This is a genomic window from Bacillus cereus group sp. BfR-BA-01430, from assembly GCF_022663115.1.
Lineage (GTDB): Bacteria > Bacillota > Bacilli > Bacillales > Bacillaceae_G > Bacillus_A > Bacillus_A cereus_BD.
In genome coordinates this window covers 232018-253791 of sequence record NZ_JAKUEW010000002.1, presented here as the reverse complement: position 1 = coordinate 253791, position 21774 = coordinate 232018, and the positions used below count along the sequence as shown (strand labels likewise).

The window sequence follows — 21774 nt, the reverse complement described above, 5'->3', positions numbered from 1 at the left end:
ATAAAGATTATGAAAATTCAATCTTCTGCGATCGGGTAGGATTATTGAACAAGTTTTATGAACTTTAGTGGTAGCATCATTAGTGAAATTCTTTATAACAACTGATTAAGGAGGGATAGAATATGAGAAATAACTTTCAAATCGTTGCGTTACAAGAAAAGGAGTTTAATAACCTATTTCTAATGAATGAAGAAGCATTAAAAAGTATCGGGGCAGTCAAAATAATAGCAAATAAAAATCCTGGATATCCTTGCAGGATAAGTTTGAAGGATGCAGAGGTAGGAGAAGAGGTAATCTTACTGAATTACCAATATCATAGTGTTAATTCGCCTTATAAAGCAAGTGGTCCTATATTTATACGAAAGGGAGCAACTACCGCTAAGCTAGATGTAAATGAAATTCCGCTTATGTTACATCATAGGTATCTATCTATACGCGGCTACAATGCTGACTCAATGATTGTAGAAGCAAGGGTTACAGAAGGTGTAAATTTAAGAGAAAATATAGATGAAATTTTTGATAATAAAGAAGTAGAGTATATTCACATTCTTAACGCTAAACCAGGATGCTATAATTGCCTTGTTAATAGAGTGTGAAAAAATTGGTACTCTTTACGTTGGCAAATCGAGATTTTATTTAAAACATGGAAATCATTCTTTCATATTCATCATTGTAAAAAGATAAAAAGAGAACGATTGGAATACCATTTGTATGGGCAACTGATTGCCATTCTACTCTGTTCGTCTACTATGTTTCAAATGCGACAATTCCTTTTTATGAAAAAGAAACGAGAACTCAGTGAATATAAGGCCATATATATGATTAAAGATTATTTTTTCTTATTTATCAAGCTATACAGAAAGACACCCAAGAACTATCAAAGATTCTCATTTGCCTGTTCAACCTCCTACAGCAAAACGGGCGAAAATCCGATAGGTATGAGAAGAGAACCGTCTTTGATATATTAGGTGCTGTTTACAATTGTACCATGTCTGGATGATCAAGCGGCCTAATTCAAAAAACGAAACTCGATAGGGTTTATTTCGCATGCAAATCTTTAAATTCTCTACACTTAGCTTTTAGAAAAAAGAAACAACTTCTATTCTACTTGACGTTGTGTTGTATGGGCTTAGCTTGATAGCACCCCAAAAACGACTTTGTATTATAGTTGCAAATGATTTTTTCTCTGAAATGTTTTTCTTTTTTTAGTTGTTAGATGAGAATTATTTATTTTAACGGGTTATTTTTATCTGCATTCATTACAGTAGGAATGCCCAATGTTGAATCCACTGCACAGTTAGAAAAAACATCAGATACAACAAAATTTTATTTCGTGCGATGGTAGTCATGATGACAACTACAGATTCGTTGGAAGCTGCTTTTGCAACTAGGATACTTTCTTTATCTGAAGGTGAATATGGAATTTTAGTCAGCATTGCTGGAGCAGGAGTATTGGTAGGTTCTTTATCTAATGCAATAATTAATGAAAAAATACCTACCTCATGGCTTATGGGTATGGGTTCCTTAATAACTGCAGTAGGTTATATGATTTTTACATCTTCTAATACCTTTTTTATAGCATCTGTAGGGGTTTTTGTTTTATCATTTGCTACTGCCTTTTCTAATACCGGTTTTTACACATTTTATCAAAACAATACACCTGTTGATGTGATGGGCAGAGTTGTCAGTATTTACGGGTTTATTGAGGCTTTTTTAATTATTACAGTTACTGTAATCTTTGGTGTTTTTTCAGAGCTTATATCTATGCGATTTGTTGTAGTTTCAAGAGCATTTGTAATGTTTTTGATATCTATCATACTATTTATTTGCAGTGTTCAACCATCAAAAGTAAAATTCTATTCTAATTCAAATGAGCTTAAAGATTCGTTTCAATAAATTCTTTGTTTAATAAATAAAATTAAATAATAGTGATGAAATAAAAAAGATCTTTACTGAAAGATTCATTTTATTACCGATAACGAAGGTCATGTAAACATAGGTAAATAACAGAATTAATTATTAAACGGCTATATAAAGTACTGCTATAAAGCTAAAGTTTTGCACTATCCATAAAACTAAAAAGACGTTATCCTTTCTGTAGAATCATAGGAAAGGATAGCGTTTTTGTATGTCTTTTTCCAAAGCTAATTGATGAAGGTGCTTAAATGTTATTCGATATGCTTTTAGAGTAAAAGTTACATAGTCGTATTCATTACGAATTTCTTTCAAATGAACCCAAAGTGTATTTTCTCTTTGAAGATAAAGACTAAGCGAAGATGGAGTAGAACCGATTTGTTTCACTATATATGGGATGCTTTTGATATGAGTGTATGACCAACCGGGATACCGAAGAATGGCTAATGGAACGGCGAACCCTAAACGATTTTCTTCTCTCCTTCGCTTATTTATAATGTCTAAATCTCGTTTGGAAAAAGTGTAGTAGATTCCTAGCACCCACTCATCTTCAGGAATTTGCATAAAGGCTTGTCGCTGTTCCAGTGTAAGCAATTCTCTACCTCTCGCTATTTTCATACAATCTCATCTCATTTCTGTAATTATTCAGTTTGAAAACATAATACTCATTACACCTTACAACATTGTAAGGCAAACGTAAGAATAATACATGTCTTCTTTAAAACATAATAGCTAAACTAACAATATATGGATCGACTTGAGATTACATTGGAGACTAATTGTAAGGAGTGGGACAATTGAAAACGGTACTATCGGTACAACACCTAACGAAAGAAATCAAGGGCAAGTTGATTGTGCAAGACATATCGTTCGATGTGGTAGAGGGAGAGATTATTGGACTACTTGGTGCAAACGGAGCGGGCAAGACAACGACAATGAAGATGATAGTTGGTCTAAGCACTATAAGTGCCGGAGACGTGCAGATTGCAGGTTACAGTATGAAGAGTCAGTTTTCTAAAGCGCTCTTCAATGTAGGGGCAGTGATTGAAGCACCAGCTTTCTATCCTTATTTGAGTGGGTACGAAAATTTACGTCAATATCAGCGTTTGCACAAAAATGCGAGTAAGGATTGGTTGCTGGAGGTAGCCAGTTTAACCGGCATAGAACATGCGCTTAAGCAGCGAGTAGGCACGTACTCCATGGGAATGAAACAACGCTTAGGAATTGCACAAGCACTACTGCGAAAGCCAAAGTTGCTTGTGTTAGATGAGCCGATGAATGCACTTGACCCTGCTGGTGTTCGTGAAACCCGGAACTATTTAAATAGAATTGCGGCAGATTTGGGCGTAGCAATTGTGATTTCCAGTCATCAACTGTCTGAGATTGAGCAGATGGCACGCCGAGTGGTTATTATGCAGAATGGTTGCTTAGTGACAGAGCAGCGGATTGATGATGGGTTAAATGATGGGGAATTCTGTATCACTCTTCACATTGATAATGTTGAGCTTACAAGCGAAGTTGTGGTTAACTTGTTTGGGGACGATCATCATGCATGGGATTCTATGCAGACAGAGAAATTATCTAACGGTTTGCATACTATGACAGTAGCTATTGATGAAGGTCAAGTTCCAAAGCTGATTCGAGCATTGTGTGAGGCCAGGGTGGAAGTTCATCGGGTGTTGTCGGCACATACGAGTTTAGAGGATAAGTATTTAAAATGGACAACTGCGCGCGGTGAGGTGAATTAAGTTGTTATGGAATGAATGTTTGAAGATAGTGAATAAAAGAATCTTTATTCTTTCACACATTGGTTTTATTATGATGACGATACTGTTCTCTTGGGCACACACCAGTAATCTCAAGGCTGAAGATACGGTGGCTCAAATGGTAAATGCTTTGCTTGGCCTATCGGGGATGCTTGTTATTCTACCTTGGGCGATTGTTTTGTCACCTCTTATTTGGACGGATGAGTATCAGTATGGTACTCTGAAACAACTGTTCCTGCATACATCCTCGCGCTCACGGTTGTATGTTGCAAAAATTGCTGCGATGATTTTGCTTATCATTACGAGCGTTGTTAATATATTCATTGTTTCTTTGTTAGCGAATCTTCTGATGGCTCCCCAAAACATACAATGGGGCGACATGACGGATGTTATATATTCTATCGGAGCAATCGTATTGCAATGTTGCCTATATGCAAGTCTAGCATCCTTGATTGGCGTGTGGACAAGATCAGCTGCTATCGCAGTAGGCAGTAGCTTAGTACTATACTTTTTACAAATGATATTTGGTGGTAGTCTCTTATCTATATCATGGACACACATTCTATTCATTCATCATGATGATTTAAGTGTCTATTGGAGCACGTCACAATATAAATCGGAATTAGTTGGCTTACCTATGTCGTTAGCGATAGATATCGCCTATATTTTGTTTTTCTTTGCAATTGGATTATGGTTGTTCGTCAAGGAGAGAGGAGCAGACTAAACATAACACCGAGCTAGGAATGAGCAAATTAGGATACAGTTATGTCGCTTATGCCGACACTTAGGATAACGGTATGGAAGACAAAATCATGAGAAAAAAGCACTTGTACTGAGTGCTTTTTTCTCGATTCAATTTCCAATCACTTTAAATTTTCGCCTGGCTTTTGAATATAAAGGTGTTATATCAATCCAATAAAAAGATAAACGGCAGTTCCCCAAATAAACAAGGCGGAGCATTTATTGAAGATATTCATTAAACTACCTGTACTATCTAGATTCTTTATAACTGTACCAGCGAGCGTTAATCCAAAGAACCAAATCCAAGATACTGTAATACATGCCATTGTGAAAAAAATTTGTTCCGTTCCGACATATTTTAATGCACTTGTTCCAATAACCCCAACTGTATCTAAAATGGCATGAGGATTTAATAGAGAAACTGATAAAGCAAAGATGACTTGTTGACGGGTCGATAATGCTTTGTTTGATTCATTAGTTGTTGGTTTAGACTTCCAAATAACATACCCCATATAGAGTAAAAATAAAATCCCTACAATCATTAGACTAAGACGTAGCCATTGAAATTGCAAAACGATAATGGATAGTCCAAAGACAGCTAAAAGAATTAAAAATGTGTCACATAGTGCAGCCGTAATAGTAGCCGGAAGTGCACGAATGAATCTTGGTTGTGTGGCTCCTTGTGAAAATACAAATACATTCTGTACTCCTAAAGGTAGAATAAGTCCGAATGCTAAAATCATTCCATGAATAACAGCTTCCATATAATCCACTCCCTTTCAATTACTATCGTACTATGATACAACTAAAAGAAAACAACCAATTGGATGGTTTCTTATCCACCCAATTTAAGGGGAGATTATATGAAGTGGAAACCAAACCGTTATTCTCACTTAACTGTTCAAGAACAAATTGTAGCTTGGATAAAATCTCATATTGAACGAGGGGATTGGACTGTTGGCACAAAGATTCCAACACAACGCCAACTAGCAACGCAATTTCATGTGAATAGAAGTACTGTGCAACTTGCTCTTGATGAATTAAAGGCGGATGGTTTGCTTGAATCAAAAATGGGTTCAGGAGTATTTGTGGCTAATAATTCCTGGAATGTACTTTTAAATAAATCTCAACCGAATTGGCAGAAACACATTGAATCAAGTATTCATAAGCCAAACTATCATACGATTCAACTCATCAACGAATACGAGCAAATGGATCATATAATTCGTCTTGGAACAGGCGAATTATCACCAGAATTACTCCCAACAAAACAAATTGAACAGTCATTAAAAGAGATTTCAATTGATTCAAAAGCAATTGGTTATTCATCACCACAAGGAAATAAAAAGCTACGAGGTGTTTTATGTAACTATTTAAAAAAACGTGGTATTCAAACAACGCCAGAGAACATTTTAATTGTTTCAGGTGCACTTCAAGCACTGCAATTAATTGCATTTGGATTATTAGAAGAAGGTTCCATTGTTTTTCAAGAACAATCTTCTTATTTACATTCTGTGCATCCTTTTCAATCCGCTGGAATGCGTATGATTTCAGTTTTGAGGGATGCTAGTTTAACCGACAATCTACGGGCACTCAAAAGAAAAAGACAATCTTTATTTTACTGTGTACCAACATTACACAATCCAACAGGGTCTAATTGGTCAATGAAAGAAAAGAAACAACTATATAATACGTGCAAAGAGCTACAAATCCCGATTATTGAGGATGACGTGTATCACGAACTGTTATTTGAATCCTCTTCTCCTGCTATAAAATCAATTGACACATCAGGCCAAGTGCTTTATATCGGTAGTGTATCTAAAACATTGAGCCCTGGATTGCGAATTGGTTGGGTGGTTGCACCTTTACCTGTAATTGAGCGATTGGCTGATATAAAAATGCAAACGGATTATGGTTCTAGTGCTTTTTCTCAAGAAATCGTCTCATATTGGATATCGTCAGGGTTATATGAAAAGCACCTAATGAAACTTCGTGAACAACTGAAAAGAAGGGCTACATTTGTAGAAGAAATATTAGAACAGCGATTTCAAAAAATCGCTACGTGGAAAAATCCTGAAGGTGGTTTTTATATATGGCTCAGATTTCATGAGCCTATTGTAAATAAGGCGTTATTTCTAAATCTATTGAAACAAAATGTTTTAATCAATCCAGGCTATATTTATGAATCAAGCGATTTCCATCATATTCGTCTTTCTTATGCCTATGCATCATTGGAAGAATTAAAAAAAGGATTAAGTATTTTATTAGAACTTATCCAGCATAATATGGATTAATTATGAATGATATTTTAAATGGAAATGTTTATTATATTTCTTTATATATAGCAAAAGCGAAAAAGAGACAGTGAAATTCCATCTCTTTTTCGCTTTTGTGCATTTACATATCGTTTTAAAATTAAGAAGTTTGAAATGAAAGGCTTGTCAGCTGAGAAGCAACGCTTAAATCATCATTTAAAGTAATAGAGAAACATGCGATTAACGGTAGTGTGATGATTATTGATCCAGTTGGACTGATTTCAATAGATGGACTATTCCCGCATGTCCCGTCACAATTTACTGAGCTTGATATACCATTTCCAGGTGTAATTGTGATAACAAGACAGACGTCAAAACAAATATTATTCGTCGTACATGCCATAGATTTTTCCTCCTTTCTAATAGCATCTATGAGTACGATATGCATGAAAATATTTGATGGAACGGCAATAAATCAAAATAAAAGATTGGCCCAATACCTTTCTTCCTTTTGTATACATAATAAATATTTCTTATAAAAAATAGACGTTTATTTTATACGCTATCGATTCCATTTGTATATAGTAATTTAGTAGCGTGTATTTTTTATAAAACAAAATGCGAAGAGAGGACGGTGGAAGGGAATGAAAAAGTCATTAACGGCAATTATTGTATGCAGCAATCAACTTGATATATTGGAGGAATTAATTAAAAATGTGAAGCAACTAAATCCTATCGAAATTATCATGTTATGTTCTCATTCACAGCGTGAAGTGATTGAAATTTCTAAGAAATATCATTGTTTACCTATCTTTAAAAATACATCTGAGACAAAATATAATGATTATTCCTCTGCTTTAGAGATCGTAAAGGGTGATGTTTGTTTCGTTTTACATGGTAGCTTTCTTTTGTCATCTGAACAAATAAAAGAATTTTTAGCACCTATTCTTTATGATGATACGGATGTGGTTTTAAATAAATTAGATGGGATTCTTCCTATAGAGAAATATCAAAACTTACACATCGTATGGCGAAAAGTATTAAATGAATTTTTAGGTCGCCCAGACTTGAAGAGTAATTCATTACTTTCTCTTCCCTTTGCTCTTACAAAAGAAGTGGTGACAAATATTGGATATGTCAATTTTAAAAACCCACTTCTATCACATATACAATTATTAGAACAAGGTTGGCGCATTCGTCACCATTGTGCTCTTCATACATTATTTGCTGAAGCACTACTAGAAGAAAGCAGTCTATATAAGGATGGTTTATCAAAAGAGGAAAGTCTTGAAGTGGAACGTTATCTACTAGCAATTTCAAACTGGTTAAGAGGGCGTAATGTTCGAGGAGGATTTACAGATGGAGGAAAGCGAAGAGATGTCATCGAACAATTGCAGTATGATCAGTCATTTCCTTTTTATCAAAAAGGTTTTGGAATGCAATCTGCCCTTTATAATAAGAAACAAGTTTCCGTTATCATTCCAGCGCAAAATGAAGAAAAGACAATAGAACGCGTGATTCATGAAGTAAGAAAAATAGAACCGTTAGAAGTGATTGTCGTTGTAAATGGTTCAAGTGATCAAACAGCAACGATTGCTTCGAGACTAGGGACGACAGTGATTGAATATACGGAGTCACTGGGGCACAATGTTGGGCGAGCGGTCGGTGCATTTGCATCTACAGGAGACATTCTTTTATTTGTAGATGCTGATTTCAGCATTCCTGCCAATGATTTATCTCCATATGTGCTAGCAGTGGCAAAAGGGATAGATATCGCTTTAAATCATTTAACATCTAGTTTAAAGCCACCATTTCACATTGTTGATATTTTAAAGTATATGTTAAATCTGTCTTATAGTCGGCCTGATTTAAGCAATGGTTCATTAGTAGCGATTCCACATGCAATAAGTAGAGAATGTATAGAAGGGATTGGTTGGGAAAGTCTAATATGTCCTAGCTTCGCGCAAGTAAAAGCGATTTTAGCAGGTTACAAAGTGGAGTGTGTTCATTATGTAGACGTTATTAAACCAAACCGCTTTCGTTTCAAAGAGCACTTTAGTAAAGGCGGGCATCCTCCTGCAGTATTAAGAATAATGGGAGACCATATCGAGGCATTGTCCTATTTAATTAAAAAACAAAATCTTTCATATGAATAATTTTGCAGTGTGTTACCAATCCTTTTTAGCATTGATAACACACTGCATCACATTATCGATTACTTTGAAGTCTCTGAGTAATAAGATAAGAAATCCCTTCTACATGATCTCCAATAATTTGTTGCGTCGCTAAAGAGATCCCCTTATTTTTAGAAAAATGCTTTTCTGGACGAATGCGATTCATCGTATCAACAGAAACAGAATGAACATTTTTTATATGGAAACCTTCTAGTATTGCTTTCACTTGACTATAGACTGGACAAACAAGTGAAAGATAACCGATTTTTTCAAGACAATTACGGCTAAAAGCATGTGGAACCGCAATCGTAGAGCCCATACCTAAATCTTTGCGGCCACATGCTGCATTCACAGCGTATTTACAAGCTGTAACAATGGAATAAGGGAAGCGATACATGTGGTAGGAATCTAAGTTGTTTAAGGCTAAATCGACGCCATTTTGTACAGCTTGCACAAATGGCAATAAATCGTACTTCGGAATGACGAAATCTCCATCGACAAATAATACGATATCTCCTTTTGAAAAATAGGCACCAATCGCACGCCCTGTATCATTTCCGAGTGCTTCTTCATAAACGATAACAGTGGCACCGCATTTTTTTGCAATTTCTTCCGTATGATCTGTTGTTCCATTCATTACAACAATGATTTCTAACGGTTCTAATTTCTTTAATTCTTGAATAACAGCTTCTATTGTTTTTTCTTCATTACGAACAGGAATGATAATAGAAAGCTGCTTTCCTCCATAAAGCTTAGAAAATGTTTGCTCACCGATCGTGATTTTTGGGGAATGTTTTAACTGTCGGGAGATGAAATCCGCAGCAATATCTCGCCGACGATTTCCGTCAGTATATTTAGCTCTAGAGCTTTGTGAGCTATGAAGATGATTTGCGATTGCTTCTATATAATGATGGATCATTCTTTTTTCATCAAGAGAGAGTTCGTTATCATGAAATTTCGTATGGAAAGGAGAATGAGAATCTACTTCTACATGATGAGCAATACGAAAATTATGCTGGATTACTTTTTGTTCTGCTAGAACGGGATTTACTAATGATTTAAGGCCGATTGTCTCAATCGCAGCTCTCGTTATTGCGTAAGGCAATGATAAAAAAGAATCGATATTTAAATCAGGGCGATTAAAAATATGATTTGCTACTTGTTGCCATATACTGATTGTATTTGGGCGTTCTTTCTTGTAAAAAATCTTGTTTACATTATTCAATACTACATCTGCGTCATCTTTCAATAATGGTTTAAGAAATACATAGAATTCAGAAGAAGAAATGATAGGTTGTGAATTTAAAAATAATAAGACATCTCCGATTGCTTCTTCTGCGCCTATTACTTGACGGTTGTTGTGATGAAGAGTTTCATCCACCTTTATTATCTTAACAACTTTATTTTCCGTAATATGAAGTGGGAGAGTAGCATTGTTATTTACGACACAAATGATTTCTAGCGGATTTAACTGGTGACAAGATGGTAATATGCTTCTTAACGAATTCGAATGATTATAGACAGGGATTATAATAGAAATAGATTTCTCTGACATAGGAATTCTCCTTTTATAACGAGGACATAGAGGCTATTCTTTAGCTTCTTCCTTATGATTACTTGTTACGTTCAGATCTTTAGATAAACTAGCGCTGAGAAGGCTATTTAAAACATTCATATCTAGCTTAACAGGTGTCCCATTTCCCGATGCGTTGTTCGTAGTATTTTGTTGTTCATTTAACATATTTTTTATATTTTGGATTTCTTTTTGTTGTTGTAACAAGAGAAGAAATCCTCCTAGAATAAATAAAAAGGAAAGGGCCGAAAAAACAAGAAGGGCCTGTAACAATTGAATCAGCTCCTTTTTAGAAAAGTAATCTTTTTAACTATATGCAGTCTTTTTATAAAAGTTACAATTAGATATTGAGCATTTATGAAGAAATCCATTATTTTGTCATATCATCTCTACATTCCCTCTGCAACCTAGCAAGAATAACAGAATGAACATGCTTCGTACACTTTCCATGTTCTTTAAATATAAAAGTCTTTTGATTAGTAAATGTTACATTCGGTGATACTAATATACATTGAACAATTACAATAAAGGATGATACAGATGATTTTTATTTATACAGATTTTGGCGGGACACATACAACTTCGCTTGCTGCAGCGTATCACTTAAATCAGCTACCAACTGATCGAAAACTAACAAAAGAAGAAATTTTAAATGTAGCGTATTTCAACAAACTAAAAACTTCGGATATGGGGAAGATTATTTTTCGCGGGAGAGACGAGCTAGGAAATCCTGTTTACACAGTTGGTCATGGAGCATCCAAAGTAGTCGTACCCGCAATGAAGCATTTGGCAGAGATTCTTCAACAACAATACCAAAATAACGAAAAAATTATCTTTTCGAATACATCACCAACTGTACCTTTACCAATGACATTCGGGGGCTTATTTTCAAGAAGGTTACATATTGATTTTATAGGTGTCCCATTACTTGTATGGGGAGCAAAACTTTGTTGTGATAATATACAAAGGCTTGTTGCTTATACAAAAGAAGCCGGAAACATGACAAATGATTCTGTTGTTATTTTAGAAAATGAAAATTTCGGATAAATCTCTTATCTATGGAGATTTATCCTTTTATTTTTGTATGGAAAAGGAATGGGGAACAATCCATATCGACTATCATTTAGCATGATACAGCCAGTCTGATAAAGTTGTTCAGAAATAAAAGAGATTTTCATAATTTTTTGTTTATCCAATGATCTATTTTAGGTAATTTAATGTCCGGCATCTAAAAAAGCCTTTCCATATGTTTAAACTGTCTTGTAGTTCAGTATCATCAAAATCGTCATAAGCGATGACAAGTATGAATGGATTAATTTGTAATAATATGGATAATTTTAATAAAAAAAGAAAGAATAACATTTGATTCTTACATCATACATGTAGGAAAGTTTAAAAACAATGAGTATCTCTAAAAAGGATAAGGAGAATATAAGATGACAAAAAATCGAGATAGAGGTAAAAAAGGGCAAACGAACATTGAAAATGAAGATACTTTGACAAATAGGCAGGGACATCCTGTTACGAACAATCAAAATATAAGAACTGTTGGTAATCGTGGTCCTGCTACTTTAGAAAATTATGATTTTATCGAGAAGATTAGTCATTTTGACAGAGAACGAGTTCCAGAGCGTGTTGTGCATGCGCGCGGTGCAGGGGCACATGGTTATTTTGAAGCGTATGGAACAGCTGGGAATGAGTCAATTTCTAAATATACACGAGCTAAATTATTTCAAGAAAAAGAAAAAAAGACCCCTGTTTTTGTTCGCTTTTCATCTGTTATTCATGGTGGTCATTCGCCAGAAACACTCCGTGATCCAAGAGGTTTTGCTGTCAAATTTTATACAGAAGATGGGAACTGGGATTTAGTTGGAAATAATTTAAAAATATTTTTTATTCGTGATGCAATGAAATTCCCAGACATGATTCATGCATTTAAACCTGATCCCATTACAAACATTCAAGATAGCCAAAGGTTTTTCGATTTTTGCGCAAGTTCTCCCGAAACATTCCATATGGTTACTTTTGTTTATTCACCTTGGGGAATTCCTGCTAATTATCGCATGATGCAAGGATCTGGAGTTAATACATATAAGTGGGTCAATAATGAGGGTGAAGCAGTTCTTGTTAAATACCATTGGGAACCAAAACAAGGTATAAAAAATTTAACACAAAAAGAAGCTGAAGAAATTCAAGCGAAAAATTTCAACCATGCAACTCAAGATTTATATGAAGCAATTGAACGTGGAGATTATCCAGAATGGGAATTATTTGTTCAAATTATGAGTGATGATGAACATCCTGAATTAGATTTTGATCCTCTCGATGATACAAAATTATGGCCAGAGGATCAGTTTCCATGGCTTCCAGTAGGGAAAATGATTTTAAATCGAAATCCTGAAGATTATTTTGCTGAAGTAGAGCAAGTCGCATTCGGTACTGGTGTTCTTGTAGACGGCCTTGATTTCTCAGATGATAAAATGCTTCAAGGACGAACGTTTTCATATTCAGATACCCAAAGATATCGCGTAGGTGCAAATTATCTACAATTACCAATTAATGCATCGAAAAAAAGAATTGCTACAAATCAAAGTGGTGGACAAATGCAATTTAAAGTCGATCGTGCTCCAAACCAAAATCCGCATATTAATTATGAACCTTCTATTTTAGGAGGATTAAAAGAGGCAAAACAAGTCGGAAAAGAGCACAAACCGCGTATCAAAGGCAATTTAGTACGTGAATCGATTGATAGACAAAGTAACACAAAACAGGCAGGCGAAACATATCGTAAATTTGAAGAATGGGAAAAAGAAGAATTGATTTCTAATCTTGTAGCAGATCTTTCAAAATGCGATAAAAGAATTCAAGATAGAATGATTGCTCTTGCGGAAGAAGCGGATGAAGAATATGGACGACGCTTAAGAGAGGGAATAGAAAGCGCCATAAAAGATGGGTCTAGTCAAAAGCCACTTGGAAATAGAGATGGTGATCAAGCAACTAAAATTGCAATAGAAAAAGGGCATGAAGCAGATCCATATTAATACATTTGAAAAAGCACAGGATTTCTATTCATCCTGTGCTTTTGTTATAGAAGTTCGACTTTCTTTCGAATCACAATCTTATCTATTTCATCTTCTTCATCACCGGTAAATAAACCGCGCTCTTTTAAGTATGTTTCAAAATATAAATCCGCTTCTGCTCGTTCATCATAAGGTTTAATAGATAAAACAAATCCTATCTTGTTTTGATCCTCTAAATGAGATGTCGAAATATAAGCCGGAATGTTATGGCGTAAGAAAAGTTCTTTAACCGGAATAATCATATCTTTCATAAGTTTAAATAGCATATTCATTTCAAATTCAAAATGAAAGCGATCAATACTAGATAAATCCGCAAATACAACACCGATAAACCCTGTATTAAATACTTCTTGATATTCCACATCTTGATCCGTTTTACCATAAAAATTCTTTTCGATTAAATAATTTTTAAAATAAGCAATACCATCGGTTTGTTCAAACGGTTTTGTAGAAAGAACGAAACCGATTTTCTTTTGTTTATGTAAATATACGCAAGATATATGTGCTGCAACTTCATGCTCATGAAATAAAGAACTTGTTGCTTCAGCAAGACCATCTAATACGTGATGGACAATTTGCAACTTTTTTCGGGCGAAGTAATAAGATTTTTTTTGTAATTCCAATGTATCAATAAAGACAGAGCCAATAAAGCCTGTATTTGAGATAGTAGGTGTATGCTTTTTTCTTCCTCTGCGCTTCTTTTGAGCCATTGTAAAAATCATCCCTTCAAGTACAAATAAAATAAAAAGAACGTTTGTTCGTATGTTTATATTTTACTATTTTATTGCGCTAAAGTAAAGGATTTTCCGCCGAAAAACAACAAAAAAGACACCTATAAAAAGGTGTCTACATGCAATAGGGAAGAGGGTTCTTCCCTATTTATGTTCAATTTATATTATGAAACAGAGACAAGTTCTTCTGCATCGTCTACATCTAAATGACAATCCATTGTACGTACATCTTGATCTTCATGACTTCCGAAATAAATAGTAATTTTCATATGTATCGCTCCTTTATTCTAGGAATACCTAAAATAATTACTAGTAATGTTACTGCTTATTATATACCACTTTTTTCATTTCGACAATCTTATCATGTTCACAAATTAATTTCATCATCTTTTAAAAAATGGAACAGTATTCTAATGGAAGTATACGGGGAAAAGAAAACATTTTTTAGAAACAAGGAAATCATATATATGGATTTTGTATCTTTCATTTCTTTTTAAAATTACACGAATGATTGCTATCATGAGATGTACTTGTTAAAATTTACAAAAGGTATTTTCTGTATATTCTAGCAAATGGAATGTTTTTTCTATATATACTTATGAAAAGAGGGAACAATATGAATATATTAACCGCTATACCCCGTATATATATTTCAAACTTACAACCGCATCTTAATTTCTACAGATCTTTATTAAAACAAGACAAACCTCATGAATTTCAAGTACATGAAACAAAAGTAGTTAGATTCTCTAATTTATTATTAATTGTAGATGAAAACCACATAGCGACACGCCATGTTGCAGCAACGCTCGTGACAGATACGGTTCAACTTGCTAAACAATTTATTGTAAAACACGGAGGCGATATTCTTACAGAACCTATTTCAGTTCCAACGGGAGTAAAAATGATTGCACGCCATCCAGATGGAAATATATTTGAGTATATTGAGCCGAAATATAGATATTAAAAGAAATTTTATGAAAAAAGAGAGAAGGGAACCAATAATGATACCTGAAAAAAGAAAAATAGAAGTTGTCCCATATAATCCGAAATGGAAAGATGAGTTTCAAAAAATAAAAAAGATGCTTGAAAGATACATTGGGGATCTCATTTTAAGAATTGAACATGTAGGGAGTACTTCAGTAGAAGGCTTAGCTGCTAAACCGATTCTTGATATTGATGTTGTTATTGAAAGCAACGATCTACTACCAAACATTATCGATCGATTAGAAAAAGAAGGGTATAAACATCAAGGGAATTTAGGGGTGGAAGGGCGTGAAGCTTTTCAAAGAAAAGATGACGAGAGTGGAATGAAGTATCACCTTTACGTTTGCCCACAGGATGGGAAAGGATATTTAGAACACATTGCACTGCGGGATTATTTATCTGCTAATGAACGAGCGCGAAAAGAATATGAAAAACTAAAGTATCAGTTAGCTAGCATCTATTGTTATAACATAGATGGTTATTGTGAAGGGAAAACAGATTTTATCAAACAAATCTTAAACGATACGATATATAAAAACAAACGATTAGGAGTATATCAATGACACATTATCCGAGGTATCTTTAAGGATAGTAACTCCATTTATTTCAAATTAGTTTATTAAAATAACTATGAAAAATAGGCATCTAAACAAGGTACATCACCTACTGATAGGTCATATTTTGTTGGTGTACGTATTAGTTTATAGATCAGTCCTATTGAGCCGAGAAAAAATAGAAAGCGGCATAGCTAAATTTTTAATGAATAAATGGAGGGCGTCGATATGAATGAGTTTCAACAAGAACTGCAATCGTTAAGTCTTAACGATTATCAACCTGGTAATGTAGTGTATTGGGATCAACAAAATCAATATCCATATTATTATATGCAAGAGGATGCTCGTCGCTGCGGCGGGTGTGGGCGTTGTGGAGGTTGCGGTCGCTGCGGCGGACGTTGTTTCGGATGCTTTGGTTGTTTCGGTTGTTTTAATTGCTGGAACTGGTGGTTTTTCATTTAATTTCTAATCTGTATGGATTCCATCATAGGAAAGAAAAGTGAAACGTATGTAAAATACTTTTCTTTCCTTATTTTACACATATATCATGAAATTTATCATTAGTAAACTCAACGAAAGTAGGGTATAGCTACTTATAAAGAGATATAAAGGAGTTGAATTTCATGAAGAAACAGCCAAATAAAAAGAAAAAAGAACTTGTTACAAAAGAAATAAGTACGGAACAAAACGCAGTTTATAGTGATCCAAAAGATGCAGCAAATATGCAGACTGTTCCTCATCCGAAAGATTATGAGGAGATTGAATACTAAATATCCGACTTTTTCAGGAATGAAATATACATCTTAAGCCCTATAACAATTACAAAATGGTTTGATACTATATATACATAAGCATTTGAAGATGCCTTATCTTAACAAACTTTTTTCAACAACCGTATATAATCTACAAAAAGACGTTTCCTACAATGGAGCGTCTTTTTGTCTGTTTTTACACAATATAATTTCCATTTTTCTGTTCGTATCTCACAACTGAACATGGATATATTAAAACTAAACCGTGAAAAACATATCACTAAAAGAAGGGACAGTTAGCATGAAACAAACAATGATTAACCCATGGCTTATTGTCCTAGGTACAATCGTGGTACAAATTGGCCTCGGCACAATTTATACATGGAGTTTATTTAATCAACCTTTAGTAGATGAATTCGGTTGGCCACTTCATGCTGTAGCAGTTACTTTTTCTATTACCAGCTTTTCATTATCATTTTCAACCTTATTTGCAGGTAAATTGCAACAAAAAATAGGACTTCGCAAATTAATTGCAATTTCAGGAATTATTCTTGGGTTAGGATTGATACTCAGTTCCCAAATTTCTTCTTTATTTTTACTATATATATTAGCTGGTGTAGTGGTCGGTTATGCAGATGGGACTGCATACATTACATCATTATCAAATTTAATAAAATGGTTTCCAAATCGTAAAGGTCTCATCTCAGGGATATCCGTTTCAGCTTACGGAATGGGAAGTTTAATTTTTAAATATGTAAACGTTAAGCTAATCGATACAGTTGGTGTATCACAGGCTTTTTTATACTGGGGCATGATTGTTTTACTTTTCATTTTAGCAGGATCTTTCTTTTTACATGAAGCACCTACGAATGAGACGATTACTCAAACTGCGAATAATAACTACACACCTAAGGAAATGTTACGTACAAATCAAGGATATCTTTTATTTTTCATGTTATTTACTTCGTGTATGAGTGGGTTATATTTAATCGGGATGGTAAAGGATATCGGTGTTCAGCTTGTAGGACTTAGCGCTGCAACTGCCGCGAATGCTGTTGCCATGATTGCTGTTTTTAATACAGTTGGCAGAATTATTCTCGGAACGTTATCTGATAAAATTGGCAGATTAAAAATTGTTTCAGCTACGTTTGTGATCATTGGATTATCTGTTTTTATTCTAAGTTTTATGCATTTAAATTATCCAATTTATTTTGCGTGTGTAGCAAGTGTAGCTTTTTGTTTCGGAGGAAACATTACTATTTTTCCAGCTATCGTAGGAGATTTTTTTGGCTTGAAACATCATAGTACAAATTACGGAATTGTTTATCAAGGATTTGGGTTCGGGGCACTTGCCGGTTCATTTATCGGTGCTTTACTAGGTGGGTTTCAGCCAACCTTTATTGCAATTGGGATTCTTTGTATTCTTTCCTTTATTATCGCTATTTTCATTCGGCCCCCAATTCAAAAGAAGAAAAAAGAGGCACAAAATTTTTATCGAAAACCAGCATAATTTTCTATTAAAAATAGCCCTTTTGAGCGAGGGCTATTTTTAATAGATTTTTTTCATTTCAATTATCCACCTAAATTCCATCCACTTTAGAAGCAAATAATATCCTTACAAATTTGTAATGTTTATGTCATCTTCTTCGATCGTATAAATAAATCATCCTTCATATAATGAAATTATAATTTACAAAAAGGGGAGATACATATGGATGAAGTAATCGGAGAAGTAGTCATTGGTTTATGCGAATTTGTTGCTGAAGTTTTCACTTATGGGAATGCAGAACAAGGGGAGAAAGAAAAAGAACAACTATAATTATATAAAGAGTGAATGAGATAGCTTGAATGGAACATCAATCGTGAAGGTTCAACTACATTTATACATTAAAACTCAGTGTTACAATATAGCACTGAGTTTTTTTGAAATCAAATTTCAAAATGAGTTCCTTCTTACTTAAATATTCCATCCAAGAAAAGTGTTTCTTTGTTAAAGTATGAAATAACATACATTCTCATGTCAGAGTGTGAATGGGAGAAATATTAGAGGAATCAACGAAAAATTATATTATGTATTGCTCAAAGTTTAGATGGATATATAGCAACGAAAGAAGACTCTTTAGATTGGTTATTATACTTTTGAAACTCTTGGATTTGGCGGACCACAATTGGGGGATTTCCGAGCTGGGATGGTAGGAACCTTCTTCCCCAAAACCTTTAGTATAATTATTGGCGGTTTCTCTGCTGCTATTGGGGCAACATTAGTAAGTATTCTGATTCCTAACTTTAGAAGGTATTCATTACGTGAAAACGAAAAAAAATGATAAACATAGTTTGAAATTAAATTGACTTGTTCTATTCATCTTGATTACCGTGATACTTGTGAAAAAGGGTACTTGAAATTACTTGTATAATAATAAAAAATCATTAATGGAGGAATTCTATGAAATTTGCACTTATATTTGGTCCGCAAGCAGTTGGTAAAATGACAGTAGGGCAAGAGTTATCTAAAGTAACTGGATTAAAATGATTTCATAACCATATGACCATTGAATTACTTGAGCCCTTATTCGGATTTAGCCCGAAACTGTGAAGATTGTCAACTTTATTTAGAAAAGAAATATTCAAAGCAGTGGCTGAAAGTGAACTGGAAGGTTTGATCTTTACATATGTGTGGGCTTTTGATCAACAAGAGGATTCAGACTTCGTAAGTCAGACATGTGAAATTTTCGAATCCCAGGGTGCCACTATTTATTTTATAGAATTAGAAGCTGATATGGACGAGAGGCTGGAACGAAATAAAAGTCCGCATCGACTTGAGCATAAACCTACCAAAAGAAACATTGATTGGTCGGAGAAAGAACTAAGGGAATCCATGAGAATATACAGATTGAATTCCTATAAAGGTGAAATTAAAAATGAGAACTACATAAAAATTAATAATACAAATTTGAGTGCTGCAGAAGTAGCTGAAATAGTATCAAAAAGGTTTGAATTATAAAATCACGTGAATGATCCTTCAATTATCGAGTGCTATAGTTGAATAAAAACTTAGATTTTTAAACACCTTTTTAAGCAGCATGTTGAAATGAAAACCAAGTATAAACTCACAACAAATAAAAATGTGAAAAAAGTTGTTAAAACTGCGAAGAAAGTAAAAAGGTTCATGGTAATAGTAAAAAGAGGCGAAAAAAGATAAGTATGCGGCAAGAATAGTTGTTAAAAATATGAAAAATAGACAAATGGCCTTGGTATGGGAAAAAAATCTAGAGGAGCAGCAAGCGCAGCAATTTTATTTTAAAAAGGAATTTCAATATCATGCTATAAAAATTAGGGATGAAACTCGATGCATAGCTGATTTGTATATTGATTGTTTCTTGAGACAAAAGAAATAATAATTCACTTGACAGATGAAATTAAAGAACCTAAGAAACGGGATTATTAGTAGAATTAGGGCATGCATCTAATATAGAAAAAGCGGAACAAAAAGCAAAAGAAATACCTGGCCAATTTTCACCAGAATCCTTTTTAAAGGTAATTGCGTTTAGAATATATAAAAGGCTTACAGTTAAATATTGATACAAAAGGTATGTATGCCATATTGGTAGCTTATTTACTTGATTTAACACAAGATTTAATTGATCAGGCTACAAGCAAAGAAAATGAATTACACATCAGTTCTAACCCACACTACGGGATTGGAAAAGGGGCAACTATATATCGATTTGTAAGTGATCAATTTTCTTCTTTTTATACAAAAGTGATTAATACAAATGCAAGGGATGCTGTACACGTAATTGATGGAATACTTTATCGCGAATCAGATTTAATGATTGAAGAGCATTATACGGATACAGCAGGACAGATTAAGTATTTGGTCTAACACATCTATTAGGATTTCGTTTCGCACCACGATTAAGAGATATATCAAGTTCTAAATTATATACGATCGGTTCTCCTATCGCTCATTCCATTCGAGAAGGAAAAGTATCTGGTTCACTTATTATGAGAAAATTAGGTTCCTATACCCGGCAGAATAAAGTTGCGAAGGCTTCGAGGGAAATGGGAAGAATCGAAAAAACTATTTTTATCCTGAGCTGCCTTTCGAACAAAAATCTACGAAGAAAAGTTCTACAATGAATAAAAATGTTACTCCAATTTCAATAGATAAAATGGACAGAACATCCGTTCTTTTATATGATATAGAAGAAGATGTACACCTAATTTATATCTATTGAAAGGAGAGAATCAAGTGGTTGACAGGAGCAAAAAGAAGTCTAAATGTACACTGGAAAAGGACGAAATGATTAAGCTATATTTAGAAGGGGAGAGCACGTCAAATATAGCGAAATTGGCTAATGTCTCAGCTAGATATGTTCGGATGGTTTTAACAGATAACAATGTTGAAAAGAGAGCAAGAGGGAGCTGGAAACGAAAATATCATTTAAATGAAGATTATTTTAAGAATTGGTCTAATAATATGGCGTATATATTAGGATTTTTCATTGCAGATGGTGTCATTACAAAAGAAAATCAAACCGTAAGTATTTCTCAAAAAGAATCGAGAATTTTAGAAGATATAAAAATCGAACTCAATTCAAATCAGCCGTTGTACCAAAATAAAAACACTGGCGTTTACATGTTAAATTTAAATAGTAAAATAATGAAAAATGATCTAATGAACTTACATGGAATAACGCCTTGTAAATCATACGACGTACAATTCCCATTTGTCCCACAAGAGCATCTACATCATTTTGTTAGGGGGTACTTTGATGGAGATGGCCACGTAAATCCGCAAAGACATTTTGTAAGTTTTGTTGGTGGTTCATATCACTTTATGAATTCTTTAAAACAAATTCTTATGGAATACAATTATCAACCAAAATTCATTAATAAAGAAAAACAATATCGTATATATTTAAGTGGTAAAAATACCATTAAAAAGTTCTCGGAATGGATTTATACCGACAAAGAATTATTTTTACAACGAAAACATGAAATTTTCCAACTAAAAAAATAGTTTTTGTGAACATATACTAAAACAAACTCAATCAGTACGTATGCACAACTAATTATTTAGTGTATGTACTGATTTTTTATCTGTACATTATATCTGCTTACTCAAAAAATAATTGAAGTATCCAAAACTAATGGTGATCGAAAATAAAAAATTTAGATTACGAGAGGGAATAACGATTACTATAAATAAGTTTATTACTTTTTCCTAGTAGACATAATATATAT

General features: G+C 33.9%; 18 protein-coding genes and 5 pseudogenes. 17 read left to right on the top strand and 6 right to left on the bottom strand.

Going from position 1 to position 21774, the window contains the following annotated elements:
- Window positions 1-122: 122 nt before the first annotated feature.
- From MR058_RS05715 to MR058_RS05705, 3 genes and pseudogenes are all read left to right on the top strand, one after another.
- Window positions 123-596 (top strand): DUF1203 domain-containing protein, encoded by a 474-nt coding sequence (locus MR058_RS05715; protein ID WP_242143056.1) that lies wholly within the window; start codon window positions 123-125, stop codon window positions 594-596.
- Between the two features lie 3 nt (window positions 597-599).
- Window positions 600-1013: pseudogene (locus MR058_RS05710) on the top strand (transposase); the annotation flags it as partial.
- Window positions 1014-1225: 212 nt separating this feature from the next.
- A pseudogene (locus MR058_RS05705) lies at window positions 1226-1896 on the top strand (MFS transporter); the annotation flags it as partial.
- 240 nt (window positions 1897-2136) lie between these two features.
- Here MR058_RS05705 and MR058_RS05700 read toward each other — a convergent pair.
- Window positions 2137-2532 (bottom strand): annotated as a pseudogene (locus MR058_RS05700) (DUF4158 domain-containing protein); the annotation flags it as partial.
- Window positions 2533-2711: 179 nt separating this feature from the next.
- On the opposite strand from MR058_RS05700, the gene MR058_RS05695 reads away from it, so the two are divergent.
- Both MR058_RS05695 and MR058_RS05690 read left to right on the top strand, forming a co-directional pair.
- A complete protein-coding gene (locus tag MR058_RS05695) occupies window positions 2712-3662 on the top strand; it encodes an ABC transporter ATP-binding protein (RefSeq protein WP_242143055.1) in 951 nt (316 codons plus the stop codon).
- A 1-nt stretch (window position 3663) separates the two neighbouring features.
- Entirely contained in the window at window positions 3664-4404 is a 741-nt protein-coding gene (locus MR058_RS05690) for an ABC transporter permease (RefSeq protein WP_242143054.1), read from the top strand.
- Window positions 4405-4582: 178 nt separating this feature from the next.
- Here MR058_RS05690 and MR058_RS05685 read toward each other — a convergent pair whose 3' ends face one another.
- Complete coding sequence (locus tag MR058_RS05685; protein ID WP_242143053.1) at window positions 4583-5185, bottom strand: LysE/ArgO family amino acid transporter; 603 nt, start codon at window positions 5183-5185, stop codon at window positions 4583-4585.
- 99 nt (window positions 5186-5284) lie between these two features.
- On the opposite strand from MR058_RS05685, the gene MR058_RS05680 reads away from it, so the two are divergent.
- Window positions 5285-6715, top strand: coding sequence for an aminotransferase-like domain-containing protein (locus MR058_RS05680; RefSeq protein ID WP_242143052.1), 1431 nt, complete (start codon window positions 5285-5287; stop codon window positions 6713-6715).
- Window positions 6716-6836: 121 nt separating this feature from the next.
- Here the strand turns inward: MR058_RS05680 and MR058_RS05675 are convergent, their stop codons facing one another.
- Entirely contained in the window at window positions 6837-7079 is a 243-nt protein-coding gene (locus MR058_RS05675) for a hypothetical protein (protein ID WP_242143051.1), read from the bottom strand.
- Between the two features lie 241 nt (window positions 7080-7320).
- Between MR058_RS05675 and MR058_RS05670 the strand changes: the two genes are divergently transcribed.
- The gene (locus tag MR058_RS05670; RefSeq protein WP_242143050.1) at window positions 7321-8832 is read left to right on the top strand and encodes a glycosyltransferase family 2 protein; all 1512 of its coding nucleotides are present in this window, start codon (window positions 7321-7323) and stop codon (window positions 8830-8832) included.
- Window positions 8833-8884: 52 nt separating this feature from the next.
- Here MR058_RS05670 and MR058_RS05665 read toward each other — a convergent pair whose 3' ends face one another.
- Together MR058_RS05665 and MR058_RS05660 are read right to left on the bottom strand one after the other, a co-directional pair.
- Window positions 8885-10405 carry a glycosyltransferase gene (locus MR058_RS05665; protein WP_242143049.1) on the bottom strand — a complete coding sequence of 507 codons (1521 nt, stop codon included), beginning with the start codon at window positions 10403-10405 and terminating at the stop codon, window positions 8885-8887.
- A gap of 33 nt (window positions 10406-10438) precedes the next feature.
- A complete protein-coding gene (locus MR058_RS05660; RefSeq protein ID WP_242143048.1) occupies window positions 10439-10630 on the bottom strand; it encodes a hypothetical protein in 192 nt (63 codons plus the stop codon).
- A gap of 333 nt (window positions 10631-10963) precedes the next feature.
- Here MR058_RS05660 and MR058_RS05655 point away from each other — a divergent pair, with 333 nt between their 5' ends.
- On the top strand, window positions 10964-11470 hold the full coding sequence (locus tag MR058_RS05655) for a DUF3189 family protein (RefSeq protein WP_242143047.1): 507 nt from the start codon (window positions 10964-10966) through the stop codon (window positions 11468-11470).
- A gap of 389 nt (window positions 11471-11859) precedes the next feature.
- Window positions 11860-13464, top strand: coding sequence for a catalase (locus MR058_RS05650; protein ID WP_242143046.1), 1605 nt, complete (start codon window positions 11860-11862; stop codon window positions 13462-13464).
- Window positions 13465-13508: 44 nt separating this feature from the next.
- On the opposite strand, the gene MR058_RS05645 is transcribed toward MR058_RS05650, so the two are convergent.
- Window positions 13509-14213, bottom strand: coding sequence for a hypothetical protein (locus tag MR058_RS05645; RefSeq protein ID WP_242143045.1), 705 nt, complete (start codon window positions 14211-14213; stop codon window positions 13509-13511).
- Between the two features lie 637 nt (window positions 14214-14850).
- Here MR058_RS05645 and MR058_RS05640 point away from each other — a divergent pair.
- The 8 genes and pseudogenes from MR058_RS05640 (at window position 14851) to MR058_RS05605 (ending at window position 21550) form a co-directional block, all read left to right on the top strand.
- Window positions 14851-15201 carry a VOC family protein gene (locus MR058_RS05640; RefSeq protein WP_242143044.1) on the top strand — a complete coding sequence of 117 codons (351 nt, stop codon included), beginning with the start codon at window positions 14851-14853 and terminating at the stop codon, window positions 15199-15201.
- 37 nt (window positions 15202-15238) lie between these two features.
- On the top strand, window positions 15239-15784 hold the full coding sequence (locus tag MR058_RS05635) for a GrpB family protein (RefSeq protein ID WP_242143043.1): 546 nt from the start codon (window positions 15239-15241) through the stop codon (window positions 15782-15784).
- Between the two features lie 204 nt (window positions 15785-15988).
- Complete coding sequence (locus tag MR058_RS05630; RefSeq protein WP_242143042.1) at window positions 15989-16237, top strand: heterocycloanthracin/sonorensin family bacteriocin; 249 nt, start codon at window positions 15989-15991, stop codon at window positions 16235-16237.
- 161 nt (window positions 16238-16398) lie between these two features.
- On the top strand, window positions 16399-16545 hold the full coding sequence (locus tag MR058_RS05625) for a hypothetical protein (RefSeq protein WP_012094341.1): 147 nt from the start codon (window positions 16399-16401) through the stop codon (window positions 16543-16545).
- Between the two features lie 283 nt (window positions 16546-16828).
- The gene (locus MR058_RS05620) at window positions 16829-18037 is read left to right on the top strand and encodes an L-lactate MFS transporter (RefSeq protein WP_242143041.1); all 1209 of its coding nucleotides are present in this window, start codon (window positions 16829-16831) and stop codon (window positions 18035-18037) included.
- Window positions 18038-18970: 933 nt separating this feature from the next.
- Window positions 18971-19528: pseudogene (locus tag MR058_RS05615) on the top strand (DEAD/DEAH box helicase family protein).
- Window positions 19529-20188: 660 nt separating this feature from the next.
- Window positions 20189-20658 (top strand): annotated as a pseudogene (locus tag MR058_RS05610) (Tn3 family transposase); the annotation flags it as partial.
- Window positions 20659-20830: 172 nt separating this feature from the next.
- Entirely contained in the window at window positions 20831-21550 is a 720-nt protein-coding gene (locus tag MR058_RS05605; protein WP_242143500.1) for an LAGLIDADG family homing endonuclease, read from the top strand.
- The last annotated feature ends 224 nt before the right edge of the window (window positions 21551-21774 follow it).